We start from the raw sequence: 20,876 nt of genomic DNA on the forward strand, positions 1-20,876 counted from the left end.
CGCAACGTGAACCAGCTCTCGAACTCACTCCTACCTCGGATTGTCACGATCCTCGGCAAAGTGCTTGAATGGATCACGATCTCGCTGATGGTGCTTCTGACCATCGTGGTGATTTCTGCGGTGATTGCACGTCTCTCGGGCCAGAGTTTTTCGTGGTATGACGAAGTCGCCGCAATCATGCTCGCCTGGATAACCTACTACGGCTCGGCGCTCGCAGCGCTTCACCGCCGTCACATCGGGTTTGACACGGTGCTTCTGGCGATGCCGGTCAAGGCCCGTCTGGCGGCCCTGCTGGCGGCCGAGGCGATCGTGTTGATCTTCTTCGTGCTGATGGCGCGAGCCGGCCTTCAGGTTCTTGAAGTTCTCGAAGGCGATACGCTGATCTCGCTCACCTGGGTTCCCGTTCAATTCACCCAGTCGATTATCCCGATTGGCGCGATCCTGTTCATCCTGTGCCAGCTTCTCAGCCTGCCGAACTACTGGCAAGTCACCGCCGACGGCATTTCGCTGGAACACGCGGAGATCGAGGAAGAGGTCGAGGCCGAGATGATCAAGAACAAGGATCGTACCTGATGCTGATGGCGGCGATCTTCTGCGCCCTGCTGGCGATGATCTGCATCAATGTGCCAATTGCGGTTGCGCTGGCCATGTGCGGCGTGATCGGGCTCCTGGCGGTCGAGGGTACAGGCAGTCTGGTCACGATTGCCCTGGACATGTATGACGGATCCACCAAGTTTTCGTTGATCGCGATTCCGATGTTCGTGCTGGCCGGTGCCATCATGAACGCGGGCGGGATCACCGATCGGCTGATCAATTTCGTGTCCGCCATCATCGGCTTCATCCGTGGCGGCCTGGCGATGGTCAACATTGGCGTGTCGCTGTTCTTCGCGGAGATTTCGGGATCGGCAGTCGCGGACGTCGCTGCGATGGGCTCGATTCTGATCCCGCAAATGAAAAAGCGTGGCTACTCGAAGGAGTTCTCCGCCGCGGTCACGTCGTCTTCTGCCTCGCTGGCGATTATCATCCCGCCATCGATCCCCATGATCCTCTATGCAGCCTCGGCCAACACGTCGGTCGAGCAGTTGTTTGTGGCCGGCGTTGTGCCCGGCCTCCTGGGGGCCGCCGGGTTGATGGGCGTCGCTTATGCTTTCGCGAAGCGCTATGACTATCCGGTCGAAGAGGCCTTCAACCTGCCGCGCGTACGCGAGACGTTCAAGGACGCGCTGCCCGCTTTTGCGCTGCCGGTGATCATCCTGGGCGGGATATTCGGCGGGTTTGTCACCGCAACCGAAGCCGCAGGCTTGGCCGTGCTTGCCGCGCTTGTTGTCTCTGCCTGGTATCGCAACCTGAACCTGGCACATTTGCGCCGGGCGATGCTCGATGGTGGCATACAAACCGCCGTGGTCATGCTTCTGGTCGCCGCATCGGTTCTGATGGGCGGCTTTCTGACCCGTGCGCAGATCCCTCAGCAACTGGCGGAAGCGATCTTGTCCGTCACCGCTCAGCAATGGGCGATCTTGCTGATCCTGAACTTCTTTTTCCTGATCATCGGGTTCTTTCTGCATTCGGCGGCCGCGATCATACTGGTTGTCCCGATTGTGATCCCGCTGATCTCCGCCGCGGGCATCGACCCGGTACATTTTGGTCTTGTCGTGACACTGAACCTGGCGATCGGCCAGCAGACACCGCCGGTGGCATCCGTCCTGATCACGTCCTGTTCGGTCGCGCGGGCGAATATCTGGGCCGTGTCGAAAGTGAATATCTTCTTTGTCGCGGTCCTGTTGGCGGTGCTGATGCTCTGCACGTACGTGCCGGCGGTGCCGATGTTCCTTGTTGAGTACTTCTACCGATGACCGAAGAACTGACGCAGCACCTGGAAGACGGTGTCTTGTGGGTGGCATTCAACCGGCCGCAAGCGCGCAACGCGCTGACATTTGCAATGTATGAGGGGCTCGCAAATCTCTGCACGTCGCTGCCGACCGACGGATCGGTTCGGGCTGTCATCATTTCCGGCAATGGCGGAAAGGCATTCGCGGCCGGCACCGACATGAGCCAGTTCCGCGATTTCAGGACGGCGCAGGATGCGCTCGACTACGAAGCCCGTATCGCGCAGGCGCTGGACGACCTGGAGCGGTGTCCGGTACCGACGATCGCGGCGATCAATGGCGCTTGCACGGGTGGCGGGGCCGCGATTGCGGCGGCATGCGATCTGCGGCTCACCTCTGCCAGCCTCAAGTTCGGGTTTCCGATCGCACGCACCTTGGGAAACTGCCTTGCCAGCGACAACCTTGCCCGCCTGTCGGATCTGATGGGAGCCGGCCGCGTCCGCGAAATCATCTTCACCGCGCGGCTGATCCTGGCGGAAGAAGCCCAGGCGATTGGCCTGGTGAGCGAGGTTCTGCCGGATGAGGCGTCCCTTATGGCGCGGGCCGGGGAACTGGCGCAACTGGTCGGCACCATGGCGCCCCTGACCTTGCGCGCGACAAAAGAGGCGATGCGCCGGCGCCGTGCCGCGATTGCGGTGGAAGACGACGACCTGATCGCGATGTGCTACACCAGCGACGATTTCCACATCGGGATCAATGCATTCCTGAGCAAATCCAGACCGGAGTGGACCGGAAAATGACGGCCGCCGCGGGCCCCTTGACCGGAATGAAGGTCATCGAACTGGCGCACATAATGGCAGGTCCGGTGTGCGGCCTGATGCTGGCGGACATGGGCGCGGATGTCATCAAGGTGGAAAAGCCGCAAGGCGATGATTCCCGCCGGTTCGTTCCCCCCCAGATTGAAGGCGAATCCGCAGCCTACATGATGATGAACCGCAACAAGCGGGGAATAGCGCTGAACCTCAAGGACCCGTCGGCGCGAGACGTATTGCACAAGCTCCTGTCAGACGCGGATGTCGTGATAGAGAACTATCGCCTGGGCACGATGGAACGGCTGGGTCTTGGCTATGACGATCTGGCGGCAATCAACCCGCGCCTGATCTATTGCGAAATCTCCGGATTTGGCCGAACCGGCCCCTACGCGGAGCGCGGCGGTTTCGACTTGATTGCCCAGGGCATGGCCGGCCTGATGTCGATCACCGGCGAGGGGCCGGGGCGTCCGCCGGTCAAGGTGGCCGCACCGATCTCGGACATCAATGCCGGCATTCTGGCGGCCATGGGTGTGAGCGCGGCTTACGCACATGCGTTGAAGACCGGCCGGGGTCAAAAAGTTGACACGTCGCTGTTCGAGGCCGCGATCGTGCAAACATACTGGCAATCGGCAATCGCTTTTTCCACGGGTGAAAACCCGAAGCCGCTCGGCTCCGCGCATCCGCTCAATGCGCCTTATCAGGCGTTCGCGACCAGCGACGGCTGGATCAACGTCGGTGCAGCAAACCAGCGCAACTGGCTCCGTTTGCTGGATGTCATCGAGACGCCTGAGCTTGATGCCGACCCGCGGTTTTCATCGAACCTGGCGCGGATGCAGAACCTGCCGTCGCTTGTCGAAATCCTGAATGAAAAGCTGCAGCAGGACACGACCGCCAACTGGTTGGCCAAGATGGAAGCGGCAGCGCTTCCGGCCGGCCCGGTCCTGGGCATTCGGGAGATGCACGAGGACCCCCAGGCCGTCGCACGTGACATGATCGTGGAGACAAGACACGCCGTCGCGGGCGATGTCAAAACCATTGGACACCCGGTCAAGTTCAGCAAAACGCCCGCGAAGGTCGCCAAAGCCGCGCCGGTGTTGGGACAGCACAGCCGGGAGGTGTTGGAACAGCTGGGCTATGATCGGGAAACGGTCGCGCGCCTGATAGAAAGCGGTGCGGTCATCGCGGCGGTGTCCGCCAATCCGTCAAGGTGAAGATGCAGATCGGGGGATGGAGTGAAACTTGATTTGGATACAGCGCAGAAAATTGTATCGGCCGCACTGGACTGGCGGCGCGACCATGGGATGAAGCCGATAACGATCGCGGTTCTTGACAGCGGTGGCTTCCTGATTGCGCTGGCCCGCGAAGACGGCACCAGCAATCTGCGTCCGGACATTGCGCAGGGCAAGGCGCGGGGGGCGATCGGAATGGGGCTCGGCTCGCGTGCCCTGTTTGAGCGGGCACAGTCACAGCCCTATTTTATCCAAGCAATGAACACCATTGCCGAAGGATCGCTGGTGCCGGTTCCCGGCGGTGTTCTGATCAAAGCGGACGGCCAGGTGCTGGGAGCGGTCGGAATAACGGGTGACTCGTCCGACAATGACGAAACCTGCGCAATCGCGGCAATTGAGGCCGCCGGATTTACCGCAGACGGAGGCTAGTCGACGTCCAGGCCGGCGCAATCAGTTGGGCCGCTCCAACGCCAAGCCCTCCAGTCAGGATTGCTCTGCAAGCACATGTCTAGATGTGATCAAGTTCACCCAACCAACAAAACAACCCGGCCAAAAGGGCGGCCTTTGGCGTTTAAGACACCAAATCAAACCAGTGAAGTCACGTCCACGCAGCGCATGCCGGCAGCCCTTGCGGCTTCGATGCCCTGGGGGCTGTCTTCGAAGACGAGGCAGGATGAGGGGGCAGCTTTCAACCGGTTTGCGGCTTCCAGAAAGAGATCGGGGGCCGGTTTTGCCTTCGCAACGTCGTCGATCGTGACAACTGTTTCGAACAGAGGCAGGAGGCCGGAGGCCTGAAGCGTGGCATGCACGATTTCGTGCGAGCCTCCGGATGCGACCGCCATCGGCTTGTGGCCGAAGCTGGCGCGGGCGATCGCGGCGATCGTGGGAATTTCCTCGACAGAACCCACATGCGCCAGAATGAAGTGACGTAGATCCCTCACAGCGCGGACCCGGTCAAGGGTGATACCCTTTTCCGCTTCAAAGGCGTCCAGCAGCACGTGTTCCGACATGCCTGCCCGCTGATGGTACCAGTCCAGGTCCATTTCGTGGCCCGCCTTTGCGAAGGCGGATTGCCACGCGGCAGCGTAGAGATCCGGTGTTTTCAGAAGCGTGCCGTCGCAATCGAAAATCAGCGCGGTGGCCCCGCGAACGATCGTCTCGACGTTTCCATCCATCTCACGACCTGAAGCGAGATCAACGCGGCTATTGTCATGTTGCGGTTGCAGAATGTCCGCCATCAATTCAAACCGATGCTCGACTGGCGTTCGATCAGCCTGACGTCATAGTGCCTGACATCGGGGGGGCGATTGCCGTCCACGATCCAGGCCAGCATCGCTTGCGCGGAACTCTGGCCGAAGTGTTTCGTGTCGCATCTGATCGAACTCAGGCGCGGATAGACAAGCGAGCTTTCTTCAATGTCGTCGAAGCCAATCAGGCGGATGTCCTCGCCGACTTCCACCCCTGCTTCTGCAAATCCCGCAATCATTCCGAGCGCAACCAGATCGCTGAAACAGATCGCGGCCTCGATGCCGGGGTGTTTCGCGGCGATCTCAAGCGCCAGATCCCGTCCGAAGGCGCGGGAGGGCCGCCCGTGAAAGGTTCGTGGCGGCAAGCCCTGCGCCTGCATGAAACATCTGTAGCCCGACATGCGTTCCTCGGTGATGGGACGGTCCTCCAGACCGCCGACAAAGGCGATGTTCCGGCATCCAAGATCGAACAGGTGCCGTGTCGCCAATTCTCCTCCGGCGGAATAATTGTGCGAGGCAAAGGGAAAGATGTCGGTGCGATCGTCGATCTGGCGGAGCACCTGCATGGTGGGAATACCCGCACGTTCGATACGGGCGAAGGCATCTTCGTCGCCGCCATAGGCAGGTGAGATCACGAATGCGGACACGTCATGTTCGATCATGGACGCAATCACCTGGTCCTGGATCGCCGGGTCCTCGTCGGTGTTGGCGACAACCGTCGAGTAGCCCTTCCGGGCAAACTCCATCTGGGCGCTTGCGGCGAACTCGGTGAAGAACGGGTTGCGCAGATCATTGATGATCAGACCGATCAGACCGGAGGCAGCCCCCCTGAGGCCCGCGGCTGACCTGTTGTAGACATATCCGAGCTTCTTGATGGCGCTATCGACCGCTGTGCGCGTTGCCGGCTTGACGAGGGATGAGTTCTGCAGAACCAGCGAAACGGTAGATTTCGATACCCCGGCTTCCTGCGCGACATCCAGGATTGTCGGTCTTTTTTTCATGCGCGCCCCGGCCTCTCGTCCTTAGTCGATGCCGTGAAGCCTCAACAGGAGCTTCATGCGGTCGACCGCCTTGTCAGGCTTTGACAGCAAACGGGCCTGATCCGCAAGCCTGAAGACTTCCGCGTAGTGGGTAATCTCGCGCGAGGACTGGAAGCCGCCGGGCATGATGAAGTGGCTCTGGGCATCATTCAGCCAGGCGAGGAAAGCGATCCCGGCCTTGTAGAACTGTGTCGGCGCCTTGAAGATCTCGCGGCTGAGCGGGACCGTCGGTTCCAGCAGACGGTGATAGGTTTCATTGTCATTCCCGGCCAGGGCTTCCAGAGCCTGGCTCGCCGCCGGGGCGATCGCCGCGAATGCACCGAGCAGGGCATGGGAATAGCGCGTTCCGTCTCCCTCGATCAGTTCCGCATAGTTGAAATCATCACCGGTATAAAGATGCACGCCTTCCGGAAGACGGGCTCTGAGATCCTCTTCATAGGATTTTTCAAGCAGCGAAATCTTGATGCCGTCGACCTTGTCCTCGTGGGCGTTGATGATGTCCAGAACGGTCCGCATCGCCGTTGCCACGTCGCTCGAGCCCCAATAGCCCGTCAGCTTCGGATCGAACATGTCGCCGAGCCAGTGGAGCACGACGGGCGATGCGGCCTGGCGCAGCAGTGTCCCGTAGACGGTCTTGTAGTCATCGGCCGTTGCCCCGATTGCCGGCAGGGCCTGCGACGCCATCAGGATGACCTGTCCGCCGGCGGCCTCGATCGCCTCCATCTGCTCCGTATAGGCTGCAACGATGTCGTCCGTCGAGCGATAGTCCTCGCGTGGTTTCTGATCCGTGCCGGCACCGCAGGCGACCCGCGGCTTCATGGGGTGCGCTTTTGCGTCCCGCATCGTTCTTTCGATGAGTTCCTTCGCCGTCGGCCAGTCGACACCCATGCCGCGTTGTGCGGTGTCCATCGCCTCGGCAAGGCCAAGCCCCTGGTCCCAGAGCCAGTGCCGGAACCTGAGCGTGTTGTCCCAGTCGACGGCGGGCGATCCGATCCATGGATCGCGTTCGGCAAGAGGTGAGGAGACGACGTGGGCAGCCGCGAACGCAATCCGGGTCAGCGGCACGCCGGGAGCGCGCGGGACCAGCGGATCGCCCTTGAGCGCATAGTCTTCCAGACGGTTGTCGAGCGTGGGGAGGGTCAGCATCGGCTACTCCTGAAACGTTGATCGCCGCTGGTCAGGCCGCAGTGGGGATATCGAGAACGAGGATGCCGTCCAGCCCGCCGATCGCATTCGCAACCAGCTTTGCGCCGAGCGCCTTGTGATCGGGATGGGTCTGATAGCGCTCCAGCGCGTCCCAATCCTCGAAATCGACGACAAACCCGTGCATGTAGCCGCGCTCGATCTTTTCCGGGCTTTCGCTCCGGCCCGAGGTGATGTCGAGAATTCCGGACACCTGGTCGCGGATCGCGCGGAGCTCCTGAAAGAGGTCGCGAACCGTTTCTTCGCTCACACCCGGTTGAAACTTGATAAGGACGATATGTCTGATCATGAAAGGTCACCCGTGGTCCTGCTTGATCATGTCGGCTCCCTTTTCGCCGATCATGATGGCCGCAGCGTTGGTATTGGAGGAAACAACGGTGGGCATCACGGAGGCGTCGATGACGCGCAACCGGCCGATCCCGTTGAAGCGGAGTCTTGGATCGAGCACGGCCTTTTCGTCCGACCCCATCCGGCAGGTTCCCGCGGGGTGATGGGAAGTCTTGGAGTGCTCGCAGATGAAATTGAAGTAGTCGCCGTCGGTCCTGACGCCGGGGCCGGGCAGGCGTTCCGCCTTGATATATTTCTTCAGCGGTCCCTGGGCGAGGATCTCCTGGGTCAGTTTCAGGCCGCGGATGGACATTTCCCGGTCCTGCGGATCTTCCAGGTAGTTCGGATCGATCAGCGGCGCATCGCCCGGATTGTCGCTCTGAAGGCGCACGCTGCCGCGTGAACGGGGCCTGAGGTAACACGAATTCAGCGTGACGCCACCGTCCGGCATGGCCGCGACGCCGGATTCGATGCCGGTGCCGAGACCGAGATGAAACTGCAGGTCGGGTGACCTGGCTTCCGGGTCGGCATACCAGAACCCGCCGGTTTCAAACAGGCTGGAGGAGACGGGTCCGCGCCGGGTGAAGAGATATTGCAGACCGGCAATCGCGGACCAGTGCAGCTTGGCATACCGGTCATATGTGTGCGGACCGCTTACCTCACAGATGCAATAGAGATCGAGGTGGTCCTGGAGATTGGCGCCGACTTCGGGCTGATCGCAGACGACCTCGATGCCGAGGCTGTTCAGATGGTCGGCGGGTCCGATCCCGGACAGTTGCAGCAGCCTTGGTGATCCGATCGATCCTGAGGACAGGATCACCTCGCTGTCTGCCTTCAAGACCGTTCCGTCGATCAGTTCCACGCCGGTCGCAACCCCGTTGTCAACGACAATGCGGCGCACCTGGGTGTCCGTCCTGATGTGAAGGTTCGGGCGATTGCGGTTGGGCGCGAGATAGGCCATGGCCGCCGAGGACCGCCGCGCGTTCTTCTGGGTCAGCTGGTAATAGGCGGCGCCGTCCTGTCTCTCGCCGGTGACGTCCTCGTTGCGCGGGATGCCGAGCTCGGCGGCCGCTTCGAAATAGGCTTCGCAGATCGGCAGCGGCGCACAGGGCTTTGACACGCCCAGGGGTCCGCCCTTGCCGTGATAGCGGTTGTCGTAGGTGTCGTTGTCCTCGGCCTTCCTGTAATAAGGCAGGACATCCTCGTAGCCCCATCCCTCGCAACCCATCTGGCGCCACTCGTCATAATCGAGGGCGTTGCCGCGCGTATAGATCTGGGCGTTGATCGCGGACCCGCCCCCGATCACCTTGGCCTGGGTGTAGCGAAAGACCCGATCCTGCATATGCCGCTGCGGGACGGTGTGCCAGCCCCAGGATCCGATCCCCTTGGTCATTTTCGCAAAACCGGCAGGCACGTGGAAGAACGGGTGCCAGTCGCGGCCACCGGCCTCCAGCAGCAGAACGTTGACGTCCGGGTTCTCCGTCAGCCGCGCGGCCAGGACAGAGCCTGCGCTGCCACCGCCGATGATGATGAAATCGTAGCCCTTTTCCATGATGGTCTCTCAAAGGCGTGGAATGGAGAGCCCGCCATCCACATTGATGACGGAGCCCGTGGCAAAGGCCATCCGGCCTTCCACAAGCGGAAGAATGGCCGACGCGATGTCGGCGGGATAACCCCAGCGGGCCGAGGGGACGAGCCCGTCCTCGATGCGGGCCGTGTACGTGTCCTTGACGCCTGCGGTGAGCGCGGTCTCGATCACGCCGGGCCGGATCTCGAAGACACCGATATCATGCGGCGCCATGCGAACGGCGAAGAGTTGCGCCATCATCGAAGCGCCCGCCTTGGAGACGCAGTATTCCGCACGTTCGATGGAGATCATCTCGGCACTGACCGACGTGACGAAGGACATCGACCGGTAGCCGTCGGCCGGCCGGTCCAGCATGCGCCGGCCAATCTCCTGGGCAAGGAAGAACGCGCCTTTCAGATTGACGCCCATGACGAAGTCGAAGCTGTCCGGTGTGATGTCCAGCATGTCGCCGCGGACCTTCGCAGGCACGCCCGCGTTGGAGACGAATGTGGTGATCGGGCCCAGGTCGGCTTCCACGTTGCTGACGACGCTGCCATGCTTCCCGACATTCAGCAGGTCGTGGGAATAGAACGCCGCGTTCGATCCGAGCTGTTCCAGGGCGGCCCCGACTTCGCTGTCGCCGGCATCGCATTGGGCCAGCAGGGCCACCTTGTAGCCTGCTTCAACGAGTGTGGCGGAGATCGCGAGGCCGATGCCGCGCTGTCCGCCGGTGACAAGGGCGACCTTGCTCATGCTGCCAGCTCCTGCCGGATGGTTTCGGCGGTCCTGAGCGCAAGGGCGGCGACCGTGAGCGCAGGATTGACGGCCGCGGATGTCGGCAGTGCCGCAGCGTCGGTCACGAAGAGGTTCGGATGGTCCCAGGACCGGCAGTCCGGATCAAGGACACTGGTGTTCGGATCATCGCCCAGGTGCACCGTGCCGCATTGATGCGACGGCACGCGTCCGTCGAACAGGCGGGACAGCACAAGAGGATACCCCGCCTTGCGCAGCGTGGCCCTGGTACGTTTCACCAGTTCCTGGTGCGCCTTCATGTTGGACCGGCGCCAGATCAGCTGGATCTTGCCGTCTTTCAGAACAACCCGGCTTTCGGGATCAGGAAGGTCCTCGGAGATCAGGTAAAGATCGAGTGCGTGACCGGAGATCCACCTGGCGGCAAATCCGGGCAGCTGCGGGACCTGGATTTTCAGGATGTCGGGCGTCACCCGCCCGAGCAGTTGCACGTTGCCGAGCGGCTTGCCGCTGTCTCCGCCGGGCAGGTACCAGTCGTTGATGCCGAAAGTCTTCTGATAGACGGCATCGTTGCGGAACCGCGGATCAATGGCGATCATCGCCGTTGCGTTGTGGTTCATGAAACAGCGGCCGACACGATCGGAGCTGTTGGCAACACCGGACCTGAGCAACAGGGCGGCCGTCTGCACAGCACCGGCACAAACGGCGACGATTGCCGGTGTCAAAGAGGTTTCCTCACCGTCTTTCCGGTAGGTGACGGAGCTGATTTTTCCCGTTTCCGGATCGGCCTGAAGGCTCGTGACGTCCGCGCCGGTGACAAGCTCGACATTGTCGTGCGCAAGGGCTTCGGCAAGCCCGCAGGTTTCGGCGTCCATCTTGCCGCATCTGAGATCCGGATATCCGTCCCAGCCGGTTTTCCCGGCGGCGAGCCATTGCTCGATATCGACGCCGAGCGGCAGCGAAAACGGCCTGACCCCGGCTTTCACAAGTCTTTCGCGGGCGACCCGGATTGCGGTCTCGTCGGCGACGGGCGGAAACGGGTACGGTCCTGCGTGGTCCGGTTCCGTGGCGTCGCCGGAAACATCGCCGCGAACCTGATAGAGCTTCTCGGCGGCGTCGTACCACGGGGCAAGCTCTTCGTAGCGAAACGGCCAGGCCGGGGACACGCCCTCGTAGTGTTCCATTTCGTCGAAGTCTTGCGCGCGATAGCGGATCAGGACCGCACCGTAAAGCTTGGAGTTTCCTCCGACGTTGTAATAGTTTCCCGGTTCGAAGGGATTGTCTTTCTCGTCAAGCCAGGTCTCTGGCGAGCGGAAGGCGCTGTTGGTGTAGATGCGCCAGGGATCCCGCGCCGGTGCATCGTCGGGAATGCGGTCGCCGCGTTCCAGGATCGTGATCCTGGCACCGGACGGTGCAAGACCGGCGGCAAGGGTTGCTCCGCCCATGCCGCTGCCGACGATGACAATGTCCGGCGCGTCACTCATCCTGTCAGGCGATCCTGTTTTCGCTCTGCGGATCGAAGGCGACGGCCTTTTCCATGTTGAAGGCAAACGGGAAGGTTTCCCCGGCATTGACGGCGACGTCCGCACGGAACCGGCCGGTGACGTCCTTGCCGCCGATCTGACTGACCACGAACGTGTCCGAACCGGCGGGCTCGGTGACTTCCACCGGCGCGTCGACGATGTGAACCGCCTGCGAGTTCCTGTCGGCCCCGTCCCTGTCGGTGATGGCCTCCGGGCGGATGCCGAGAATGATGTCCCGTCCGACGTCCGAAGCGAGCCTGTCCGTGGCAAAGGGAATGGACGCCTTGCTACCATCCGCCAGCGAGACCTCGGCGGCCGGCTGACCGTTCTCCGAAATCACCTTGGCGGGGAACAGGTTCATGGACGGCGAGCCCATGAAACCGGCAACGAACATGTTGGCCGGATTGTCGTAGATTTCCTTGGGCGTTCCGAGTTGCTGCACGTACCCGCCGAACATCACCGCGATGCGCGTCGACAGTGTCAGCGCCTCGATCTGGTCGTGGGTCACGTAGACGATGGTTGTCCCCAGCTTCTGGTGCAGTTTCTTGATTTCCGTGCGCATGTCGACGCGCAGCTTTGCATCCAGGTTGGAAAGCGGTTCGTCGAACAGGAACACGTCCGGTTCACGCACAAGGGCGCGGCCCATCGCGACACGCTGGCGCTGGCCGCCGGACAGCTGGCCGGGCTTGCGGTCGAGCAGATGCTTGATCTGCAACAGATCAGAAACCTGCGCGATGCGTTTCTCGCGTTCGGATTTCTCGATGCCGTGCATCTCCATGCCGAAGGAGATATTGCCGCTCACCGTCATGTTCGGGTAGAGGGCGTAGGACTGGAACACCATCGCAATGTTGCGGTCGGCCGGTTTCACGCCGTTCATGCTCTTGTTGCGAATGGCAATTTCGCCGGACGTGATGTCCTCAAGACCCGCGATCATGTTCAGCAAGGTGGACTTGCCGCAGCCGGACGGCCCGACCAGGACAAGAAACTCGCCCTCTTCGATCGAGATGTCGGTTTCGTGCAGAACCTGCACGGCTCCGTAAGACTTGGTCGCCTGTTTGATGTCGAGAAAGCCCATTGTCTTATCCTTTAACTGAGCCGGCCATCAGGCCACGGACGAAGTACCGGCCCGCGACGATGTAGACGAAGAGAGTTGGCAGCGCGGCCATGATCGCGCCCGCGAAATGGACGTTGTATTCCTTCACCCCGGTGGAAGACTGCACCAGGTTGTTCAGCGCAACGGTCATCGGCTGGCTGTCGAAGTCGGAGAAAGACGCCCCGAACAGGAAGTCGTTCCAGATGTTGGTGAACTGCCAGATGATGCAGACCACCGCGATCGGTCCCGATGACGGCAGCAGGATGCGCCAGAAGATGCGGAAGAACCCGGCGCCGTCGATCTGTGCCGCCCGCACCAGTTCGGTCGGGAAGGCGGCGTAGTAGTTCCGGAAATAGAGTGTCGAAAAGCCGATACCGTAGACGAAGTGCACGAAGATCAGGCCCGGCACGGAGCCGGCGAGGCCCATCAGGCCCAGCATGCGCGCCATCGGGATAAGCACCATCTGGAACGGAATGAAACATCCGAAGAGCAGAAGGCCGAACAGGATGGTTGCACCGGGGAAGGTCCACTTGGTCAGGACGTAGCCGTTGAGCGCGCCGACGATGGTCGACAGGGCAACGGCCGGAACGACCATGATGATGGAGTTGAGGAAATAGGGCCGCAGGCCCGTTGCCTCGACGCCGACCTGGGCGCTCGACCAGGCGCTGAGCCAGGGCGCGACCGTCCATTCCTGCGGCAGCGCCATCATGCCGCCCGCCGTGATCTCGGACAGGGGTTTCAGCGAATTCACCACCATCACGTAGAGCGGCAGCAGGTAGTAGATGCAGAAGACCGCCAGCAGTGTGTAAAGAACGAAGCGGGCAAGGTTGAAGGAGCTTTTCGCGGAAGCAGAGGCCATCACTTCTTCTCCCTCAGTTCGGACCAAAGATAGGGCACGATGATCGCGGCGATCGTCATGAGCATGATCACGGCAGAGGCCGCACCGATCCCCATCTGGTTCCGGGTGAAAGTGTAGGAATACATGAAGGTTGCCGGCAGTTCAGTCGCGGTTCCGGGGCCGCCGCCAGTCAGGGCGATCACGAGGTCATAGGACTTGATCGCCATGTGGGCGAGCACCACGAAGGCTGACATGAAGGCCGGGCGCAGCTGCGGGATCACGATGCGGCGGTAAAGGGCGAAGGTGGACGCACCGTCGATCTGGGCCGCCTTCATCATCTCGCTGTCGATGCCGCGCAGGCCCGCGAGAAACATGGCCATGACGAAGCCGGATGTCTGCCAGACGGCGGCTATGACAATCGTATAGATCGCCATGTCGCTGTCCTTGATCCAGTTGAACTCGAACGTTGTCCAGCCCCAGCCGCGCACCACGGCCTCTACCCCGATTCCAGGGTCGAGGAACCATTTCCAGGCGACACCGGTGACGATGAAGCTGAGCGCCATCGGATAGAGATAGACCGTGCGGATAAAGCCTTCCGCGCGGATGCGCTGGTCGAGCAGGATGGCCAGCAGCAATCCGAGCGCGCAGCAGATGATGATGTAGAGGAGACCGAAAATGACCAGATTCTCGACGGCCGTGTCCCACGCCCTGATACGGAACAGGTTCTCGTAGTTCTTCCAGCCGACCCATCCGAAGGTCGGCAGGATCCGGCTGTCGGTAAAGGACAGGTAGAGCGTGAACAGGATGAAGCCGTAAACGAAGATCGCGACAATGGCGACGGTCGGGCTCAACACGATTTTAGGTAAAGCGTCACGCAGTCTGTCAACAACGGAACCGCGTGGGTTCGCCGCTTCAGAAATAGACATCTCAGGCCCCCGGTTGCAGGAAAGCGGTGCGGAGGCACCGCTTTCCGTAGGGTATTTACTTGTTGATTTGAACGGCGGTCACGAGTTCATCGACAGCGGTCGCGCTGTCATACTCGCCGTTGAAATGCGCCGTGATCACATCATACATGGCGTTCTTGACGGCAGCCGGGTTGGCGTGGCCGTGAGCCATGGAGCCGTAAAGATTGCCGCTGTCGGCAGCCTTTTTGAGATCGGCCATACCCTTCTTGCCGCAGGCGTCGAAGGCTTCGTTGGAAACGTCCGTACGGGCCGGGACGGATCCCTTGACCACGTTGAACGCGGACTGGAAGCTCGGCGACAGGATCGCGGTTGCGAGCGCAGCCTGCTCCTTGCCGACTTCGGACCCCTGGGCAAACATGGCGAACTGGTCGGCGTTGAAGGTGACCTGGTCCTGCGTGCCCGGGAAGCGGAAGCACAGGAAGTCCGCGTCAGGCTGCTTGCCGGCGTTGAGGAATTCACCCTTGGCCCAGTCGCCCATCATCTGGAAGGCTGCATCGCCGTTGATGACCATGGCGGTCGCCAGGTTCCAGTCGCGGCCGGAGAAGTTGTCGTCGACATAGGACCGGATCACGGCCATGCGGTCGAAGGTTTCCTTCATCGTGTCGGAGCCGAGGGTTTCCTCGTCAAGGTCGATGAACGCTTTCTTGTAGAAGTCCGGACCGCCGGTCGACATGGCCACGGCGTCAAAAACGGTCGCGTCCTGCCACGGCTGTCCGCCATGTGCGATCGCGGTCTTGCCGGAGGCTTTCACCTTCTCCAGGGCCGCCACGAACTCGTCCCAGGTGGTCGGAACCGCAATGCCGAGTTCATCAAGAACGGCCTTGTTCGCCCAGACCCAGTTGGTGGAGTGAACGTTCACCGGCGCAGACACCCACTTGCCGTCGTGCTTGGCAAACTGCTGCAGTGCTTCCGGAACGACATCATCCCAGCCTTCAAGGCCGGCCTGGATGTTCAGGTCGGCAAGCGCACCTTCGTTGGCCCAGTCCAGAATGTCGAAGCCGAGCATCTGCACCGCGGTGGGCGGGTTGCCGGATGTCACGCGGGCGCGCAGCACGGTCATGGCCTGCGAGCCGCCGCCGCCGGCGACCGGCATGTCCTGCCAGCCGATGCCCTGGCCTTCCAGGTCCTGCTTCAAAACGTTCAGCGCGGCGGCTTCACCACCGGATGTCCACCAGTGCAGAACTTCAACGTCTTCTGCCTTAACGGCCGTGCTTGCTGCCATAAGAGCGGCTGCCGCCGTCATCATCGTCAATTTACGCATGGATTTCCTCCCTTTACGTGCCTGTCGTCGTCTAGAGCGCCGAACATTCGCGCTCGCTCGTCACGCAACGCCTATTGTAACGTTGCAAACCCGGTGCATGTCAATCTTTTAATAGTTTCTCTTTGAGAATAAATTATTTGTTTTTTTACATGCGGTTAATTTGAAATCTGCGATTTTGCACTGCAGCATCTTTCTTTGTTGCAACGTTTTAAATTCCCTGATTAGACTTGTCGGGCCGTATGAGCTACAAGCCTCTGGTTGAGGGGAGCGGGCATGTCGCAGAAAAACGCTGGAACGTCGATGGAAGGGGCTGCCGAAGGGCACGCGCGCCCGACATTGCGTACGGTTGCAGCCGAAGCGGGCGTCGCCGTGACGACGGTTTCGCGCGCGCTCGCGGACGACCCCAGGATCGCCGAGACCACCCGAAAGCGGATCTCCGCGATCGCCGACAAGCTCGGCTATGTTCCCAACCGCGCCGCCCAGAGACTGCGCACCGGACGCACCAAGGTCATCAGTCTTCTGATCAATCCGAGGCACGAGTTCCTGAGCTTCACGTCCGAGTTTCTCGGCGGCATGTATGAAGGGCTCAGCGGGACCGGCTATTCCATCAACATCACGGCGGACAGTCTGGGCGATGACCGGCTTGAAACCATCCGCAACATCCGCCGGCACTCCCTGGCCGATGCGATCGTGTTTACCAGAACCGAGTGTTTCGACGACCGGGCGCGTTACCTGCTTGAACACGACTTTCCGTTCGTGACGCATGGGCGCACCGATTTCATGACGCCGCATCCCTTCGTCGATTTCGACAATGAAGCCTTCGTGCGCATGGCGATTGCGCGTCTCGTGGAGAAGGGACGCAAGCATATCTGCATCGTCATGCCGAACGAGAAATACACGTTCGGGCAGCATCTGCGCTTCGGTGCGCGGCAGGCCGCGACCGATCACGGCATGAAGCTGACGATTCCGACAGAGGTCGACCTGGACAGCGAGCCCGACGACATTGCGGCAACCCTGCGCATGTTGCACACGGGACCGGACGCGCCGGACGGTTATGTCTGCGTCGGTGAGGTCAGTGCCCTGATCACGCTCGCGTTTCTCAACGACATGGGATTGGCGGAGGGGCAGGATGTCGACGTTGTCGCCAAGCGGGCGTCGCCGATTTCCAACCACTTCCGGCCACGTATCGAAACGATCGACGAGGATCTGCGCGCGACGGGCCGGGCGATGGCCAAGGTTCTCCTTGACCGCATTTCCGGCGCGCCTGTCGAAGACCTGCAGGTTCTCCTGCAGCCCGAGGGACCTTTCTCGATTTCGAGATAAAGCCGTCATGCAGGCACCCACGGATCGCGCGATTTGCCGATTTTCATGGTGACCGTTTTTGCTTCCAGGAACTCGTCGAGACCGTATTTGCCGAGCTCACGTCCCTGTCCGCTTTCCTTGTAGCCGCCAAAGGGCAGCTCCGCGAAACCGTCCATCCAGGTGTTGGTCCAGACGGTCCCGGCGTTGGCACGGCGGGCGAATTCCAGGCAGGTATGCACGTTTTCGCTCCACACACCGGCAGACAGACCGTAGTCGGCATCGTTGACCAGGTCGATGGCTTCATCGAGCGTCCTGAAGGTCAGAACCGAGAGCACGGGGCCGAACACTTCCTCGCGCGCGATGGCCATGGAACCGGCCACATTGGTGACGACCGTCGGCTGATAGAACTGGCCGTTCAGCCCCGGAACTTCCAGGGCACTGCCGCCGAGCGGCACGTCGGCGCCAGCCGCCTTCGCGTCCTGAACATAGCTGTCGATCTTCTTCTGATGCTCGGGCGTGATGATCGCGCCGACCTTGGTCGACGGATCCAGCGGGTCGCCGAACGGAACCTTGCGGGACAGGGCGATTGTCCGCGCAACGAATTCGTCCGCGATGTCCTCGTGCACAATGATGCGGGAACCGGAATTGCAGCACTCGCCGGCATTGAAATAGACGCCGAACGCGACCGCGTCGGCGGCATTTTCCAGGTCGGCATCGGGAAAGATCACCTGCGGGTTCTTGCCGCCCAGTTCAAGGGATACCTTCTTCAAGGTTCCGCTTGCCGCCTTGACGATGGCCTTGCCGACGCCTGTCGAGCCGGTGAAGGTCACCATGTCGACGCGCCTGTCCTGGGTCATCGCCGTTCCAACCGGATCGCCAAAGCCCAGAACGATGTTCACCACACCGGCGGGAAGACCGGCTTCAAGCAGAAGCTCTCCCATGATCACCGTTGTCGCGGGTGTCATCTCGGAAGGCTTGATCACTGCCGTGCAGCCTGCCGCGAGCGCGAAGGGAAGCTTCTGGGAGACGATCAGGAAGGGGAAATTCCACGGCGTGATGATGGACACGACACCGATGGGTTCCTTCAGAACCAGGCCGAGAAAGTCGCTCCCGAGCGAGTTGTGGCTTTCCCCATGCATGGTGCGCGCGAGCGAGGCGGCGAAGCGCCAGATATCGGCGGCCCCCTCGATCTCCGCCTTTGCCTGGCTGATCGGCTTGCCGGATTCGAGCGTTTCCATGAGCGCGATCCGCTCCCGGTCCCGGTCGATCAGGTCCGCAACTTTCAGCAAAAGCGTGGCGCGGTCCTTGCCGCTCGTGCGTGACCAGCGGCCCTTGTCAAAGGCCAGCCTGGCGGCGGCGATTGCGGCGTCCGCGTCAGCCTTGCCGCCCTTGCTGGCGATCGTCACCACGGACCCGTGCGAAGGCGATGTCCTTTCGAAGGTCGCTGCATCCGCACTGACGCGCCAGGCACCGTCGATCAAGTGACGGGCGACGAAAGGCTCGGCTGGAATCTTAGCTTCACTAATGGAGATGACGTTGAGATCACTCATCATTGATTCCCAGGAAATTCCGGTTTGCGTTTTTCGCGGAAGGCGGCGACGCCTTCCGTTCGGTCTGCCGTCTGGCCGATCATGCCTGCGCCGAGCGCCTCGACCATGGCGCTGCGGTCTTCGCCGGCAGCCGCGTGGATCATGTATTTGGCAACTTCGATGGCACACGGGGACTTGCCCACGAGAGCCTCCGCCAGTTCAAAGGCCCTGGCGCGCGGGTCGTCGGCCAGCTCGGCGGCAAAGCCCAGGGCATGCGCGCGCTCGGCGGAGATCCTGCGGCCGAAGAGCGCCATCTCCTTCACGACCGGTTCGCCTAGAAGGCGGATGAGGCGTTGCGTGCCGGACCAGCCGGGTACAATGCCGACGGAGGCTTCGGGAAGCGCCAGGGTCGCGCTCGGGGCCATCACGCGGATGTCCGCGGTCGCGGCGAATTCCAGCCCGCCACCGAAGGCGTGGCCACCCATGGCGGCGACGGTCGGCTTGGAGAGGCGGGCGACGCGATCGAACAACCGGTGGCCCTCCCGCACCCAGTGCCGGGCGAAGTCCCAGGGGCCAAGTTCCGACCAGGCGATGATATCCGCGCCTGCGCAAAAGGCCTTGGCATCTTCGGCGCTGATGACGACTGCCCGAATGGCGGGATCTTTTTCGATGGCCGCGCAATGGGGCTCGATCGCCGCCAGCATATCGGTGGTGAAGGCGTTGAGCTTCGCCGGGTTGTCGAGCCGGAGTTCGGCGACCGGGCCGTCAGTGATGAGATGAAGCGCGCTCACAGGTGCAGCTCCATCGCTTCACGCCGCAAAAGCGCTTTCGGCATTTCCTTCAGATCATTGGCAAGCCGGACACGGCCCGCGGAGGCATCGACGATATCACGCTGCGCGTCGATGCCCGGCATGATTTCGGTTGCAAGCAGGCCGCTGTCGGTCAGCTGGATGACGCAGCGCTCGGTGACATAGAGGACTTCCTGTCCGAGTTCCCGTGCACGGCGGCCGGAGAAGGTAACGTGCTCGACCTCGTCCACCATCTTGGTGAACTTGCCCGGAGACTTTACGGTCAGCCCCTCGTCAGAGAGATCGAGGTCGGCGCCGGCTTCGAAAAGGCCCGAGAAGACGATCTTGCCGGCATTCGCGGTGATGTCGACGAACCCGCCGCAGCCGGCCGTCAGGTAGGGCTTCTTGCCGAGTTTCGAGACGTTGACGTTGCCTTCAAGGTCGATTTCAAGGAAGGACAGGAACGAGACGTCGAAACCGCCGCCCTGGAAATAGGTGAATTGCTGCGGCGACGGCATGTAGGCATCGGCGTTGGAGGCACAGCCGAAGGCGAAGCCCGTCAGCGGCATGCCGCCGGTGGCGCCTTGCTCGATCGCCCAGGTGACCGCCTGTTCCTGTCCGGCCTCCAGGAGGACGCGTGGCACCATGGCGGAAATCCCGAAACCGAGATTGGCGGTCTGCCCCCTGCTCAGTTCCATCGCGGCGCGCCGGGCAACGACTTTCTCGATACCGTGTTCTGCAAGCGAAAAACTCGACCAGGGGCGCATGATCTCGCCGGAGATCGCCGGGTCGTAGTCGGTTTCCGTTGTCTGACGCTGGTCCGGATCCACGACCACGAGATCGACGAGATGTCCCGGTACGCGAACGTCATGGGGCCGCAGGGAGCCGGACGCGGTCACGCGCTTTACCTGGGCAATGACGAGGCCGCCGTGGTTGCGCACGGCAATTGCCTGCTCCAGCCCGCCCAGATACGCGCCTTCATGTTCGTAGGTGAGGTTGCCGCGCTCGTCCGATGTGGTTGCCCGGATGATGGCAACATCGGGAACGATATTCGGAAAGTGCAGCCAGGTTTCGCCGCCGAGTTCAATCCGGGAAACGATCGGCTTTCCGGCGGCAGCGTCGTTCATGGCGCAGCCCTGGCGGATGGGATCGACAAATGTGTCCAGGCCGACCTTGGTCATCACGCCCGGGCGGCGTGCGGCGACGTCGCGGTGCATGTCGAACAGGATGCCGGAGGGAACGTTGTAGGCGGCGACGCGGTTGTCGACCAGCATCTGCCAGATGTCCGGCATCGGCAGCGAAGACGGGCCGGAGGGGTAGGAGCCCGCGATGATCGTCGACAGGAGCCCGTCCTTCGCAATGTGGTCGATCCCCTTGATCCCGTACATGTCACCGGCGGCAATCGGGTGGATTGTCGTCAGGTTCCTCGGGTGCCCTTCCTTGTCGAACCTCTCGCCGATGGCTTGAAGAATTTTGTCGGGGCACCCGAGGCCGGAGGAAGAGGAAACCGTGACGACAGCATCGTCCGCGATTTTCGCGACAGCTGCTTCGACGGTGACAATCTTGGAAGACATGG

General features: G+C 61.7%; 20 protein-coding genes. 6 read left to right on the top strand and 14 right to left on the bottom strand.

Annotated features, from left to right (window positions below; translation table 11 throughout):
* The first annotated feature begins 6 nt into the window (after positions 1 to 6).
* Genes ACO08A_RS13645 through ACO08A_RS13665 form a run of 5 tightly spaced genes read left to right on the top strand, consistent with a single transcriptional unit; the run spans position 7 to position 4,296 of the window.
* Positions 7 to 573, top strand: coding sequence for a TRAP transporter small permease (locus tag ACO08A_RS13645; RefSeq protein WP_422041555.1), 567 nt, complete (start codon positions 7 to 9; stop codon positions 571 to 573).
* Positions 573 to 1,853, top strand: a complete 1,281-nt coding sequence (locus ACO08A_RS13650) for a TRAP transporter large permease (RefSeq protein ID WP_197000742.1) — start codon at positions 573 to 575, stop codon at positions 1,851 to 1,853. The genes ACO08A_RS13645 and ACO08A_RS13650 overlap by 1 nt, the downstream gene beginning before the upstream one ends.
* A complete protein-coding gene (locus ACO08A_RS13655; protein WP_422041556.1) occupies positions 1,850 to 2,626 on the top strand; it encodes an enoyl-CoA hydratase in 777 nt (258 codons plus the stop codon). The genes ACO08A_RS13650 and ACO08A_RS13655 overlap by 4 nt, the downstream gene beginning before the upstream one ends.
* On the top strand, positions 2,623 to 3,849 hold the full coding sequence (locus ACO08A_RS13660; protein WP_422041557.1) for a CaiB/BaiF CoA transferase family protein: 1,227 nt from the start codon (positions 2,623 to 2,625) through the stop codon (positions 3,847 to 3,849). Before ACO08A_RS13655 ends, ACO08A_RS13660 begins: the two co-directional genes overlap by 4 nt.
* Before the next feature lie 21 nt (positions 3,850 to 3,870).
* Positions 3,871 to 4,296 carry a GlcG/HbpS family heme-binding protein gene (locus ACO08A_RS13665; protein WP_422041558.1) on the top strand — a complete coding sequence of 142 codons (426 nt, stop codon included), beginning with the start codon at positions 3,871 to 3,873 and terminating at the stop codon, positions 4,294 to 4,296.
* 155 nt (positions 4,297 to 4,451) lie between these two features.
* Here ACO08A_RS13665 and ACO08A_RS13670 read toward each other — a convergent pair whose 3' ends face one another.
* The 11 genes from ACO08A_RS13670 to ACO08A_RS13720 form a co-directional block, all read right to left on the bottom strand.
* Positions 4,452 to 5,042, bottom strand: coding sequence for an HAD family hydrolase (locus tag ACO08A_RS13670; protein ID WP_422041559.1), 591 nt, complete (start codon positions 5,040 to 5,042; stop codon positions 4,452 to 4,454).
* Positions 5,043 to 5,104: 62 nt separating this feature from the next.
* Positions 5,105 to 6,115 (bottom strand): LacI family DNA-binding transcriptional regulator, encoded by a 1,011-nt coding sequence (locus ACO08A_RS13675; RefSeq protein WP_422041560.1) that lies wholly within the window; start codon positions 6,113 to 6,115, stop codon positions 5,105 to 5,107.
* A 21-nt stretch (positions 6,116 to 6,136) separates the two neighbouring features.
* Positions 6,137 to 7,300 carry a dihydrodipicolinate synthase family protein gene (locus tag ACO08A_RS13680; RefSeq protein WP_422041561.1) on the bottom strand — a complete coding sequence of 388 codons (1,164 nt, stop codon included), beginning with the start codon at positions 7,298 to 7,300 and terminating at the stop codon, positions 6,137 to 6,139.
* A gap of 31 nt (positions 7,301 to 7,331) precedes the next feature.
* On the bottom strand, positions 7,332 to 7,646 hold the full coding sequence (locus ACO08A_RS13685) for a Dabb family protein (RefSeq protein ID WP_422041562.1): 315 nt from the start codon (positions 7,644 to 7,646) through the stop codon (positions 7,332 to 7,334).
* Between the two features lie 6 nt (positions 7,647 to 7,652).
* Positions 7,653 to 9,236, bottom strand: coding sequence for a GMC family oxidoreductase (locus ACO08A_RS13690; RefSeq protein ID WP_422041563.1), 1,584 nt, complete (start codon positions 9,234 to 9,236; stop codon positions 7,653 to 7,655).
* A gap of 9 nt (positions 9,237 to 9,245) precedes the next feature.
* Positions 9,246 to 10,004, bottom strand: coding sequence for a 3-ketoacyl-ACP reductase (locus ACO08A_RS13695; protein WP_422041564.1), 759 nt, complete (start codon positions 10,002 to 10,004; stop codon positions 9,246 to 9,248).
* Positions 10,001 to 11,485 (bottom strand): GMC oxidoreductase, encoded by a 1,485-nt coding sequence (locus ACO08A_RS13700; protein WP_422041565.1) that lies wholly within the window; start codon positions 11,483 to 11,485, stop codon positions 10,001 to 10,003. The genes ACO08A_RS13695 and ACO08A_RS13700 overlap by 4 nt, the downstream gene beginning before the upstream one ends.
* Positions 11,486 to 11,489: 4 nt before the next feature.
* Positions 11,490 to 12,599 carry an ABC transporter ATP-binding protein gene (locus tag ACO08A_RS13705; RefSeq protein WP_422041566.1) on the bottom strand — a complete coding sequence of 370 codons (1,110 nt, stop codon included), beginning with the start codon at positions 12,597 to 12,599 and terminating at the stop codon, positions 11,490 to 11,492.
* Between the two features lie 4 nt (positions 12,600 to 12,603).
* Positions 12,604 to 13,476: a carbohydrate ABC transporter permease gene (locus ACO08A_RS13710; RefSeq protein ID WP_422041567.1), complete on the bottom strand. Its 873-nt coding sequence runs from the start codon at positions 13,474 to 13,476 to the stop codon at positions 12,604 to 12,606.
* A complete protein-coding gene (locus tag ACO08A_RS13715) occupies positions 13,476 to 14,381 on the bottom strand; it encodes a carbohydrate ABC transporter permease (RefSeq protein WP_421979945.1) in 906 nt (301 codons plus the stop codon). The genes ACO08A_RS13710 and ACO08A_RS13715 overlap by 1 nt, the downstream gene beginning before the upstream one ends.
* A 55-nt stretch (positions 14,382 to 14,436) precedes the next feature.
* Positions 14,437 to 15,681 carry an ABC transporter substrate-binding protein gene (locus ACO08A_RS13720; protein WP_306144728.1) on the bottom strand — a complete coding sequence of 415 codons (1,245 nt, stop codon included), beginning with the start codon at positions 15,679 to 15,681 and terminating at the stop codon, positions 14,437 to 14,439.
* Between the two features lie 273 nt (positions 15,682 to 15,954).
* Between ACO08A_RS13720 and ACO08A_RS13725 the strand changes: the two genes are divergently transcribed.
* Complete coding sequence (locus ACO08A_RS13725) at positions 15,955 to 17,004, top strand: LacI family DNA-binding transcriptional regulator (RefSeq protein ID WP_422041568.1); 1,050 nt, start codon at positions 15,955 to 15,957, stop codon at positions 17,002 to 17,004.
* A gap of 5 nt (positions 17,005 to 17,009) precedes the next feature.
* Here the strand turns inward: ACO08A_RS13725 and ACO08A_RS13730 are convergent, their stop codons facing one another.
* Genes ACO08A_RS13730 through ACO08A_RS13740 form a run of 3 tightly spaced genes read right to left on the bottom strand, consistent with a single transcriptional unit; the run spans position 17,010 to position 20,874 of the window.
* Entirely contained in the window at positions 17,010 to 18,533 is a 1,524-nt protein-coding gene (locus ACO08A_RS13730) for an aldehyde dehydrogenase family protein (protein ID WP_422041569.1), read from the bottom strand.
* Positions 18,533 to 19,303, bottom strand: a complete 771-nt coding sequence (locus ACO08A_RS13735) for an enoyl-CoA hydratase/isomerase family protein (protein ID WP_422041570.1) — start codon at positions 19,301 to 19,303, stop codon at positions 18,533 to 18,535. The genes ACO08A_RS13730 and ACO08A_RS13735 overlap by 1 nt, the downstream gene beginning before the upstream one ends.
* Positions 19,300 to 20,874, bottom strand: coding sequence for an acyl CoA:acetate/3-ketoacid CoA transferase (locus ACO08A_RS13740; RefSeq protein WP_422041571.1), 1,575 nt, complete (start codon positions 20,872 to 20,874; stop codon positions 19,300 to 19,302). The genes ACO08A_RS13735 and ACO08A_RS13740 overlap by 4 nt, the downstream gene beginning before the upstream one ends.
* Between the last annotated feature and the right edge of the window lie 2 nt (positions 20,875 to 20,876).

It is taken from the genome of Roseibium sp., assembly GCF_965232425.1.
Taxonomy (GTDB): Bacteria; Pseudomonadota; Alphaproteobacteria; order Rhizobiales; family Stappiaceae; genus Roseibium.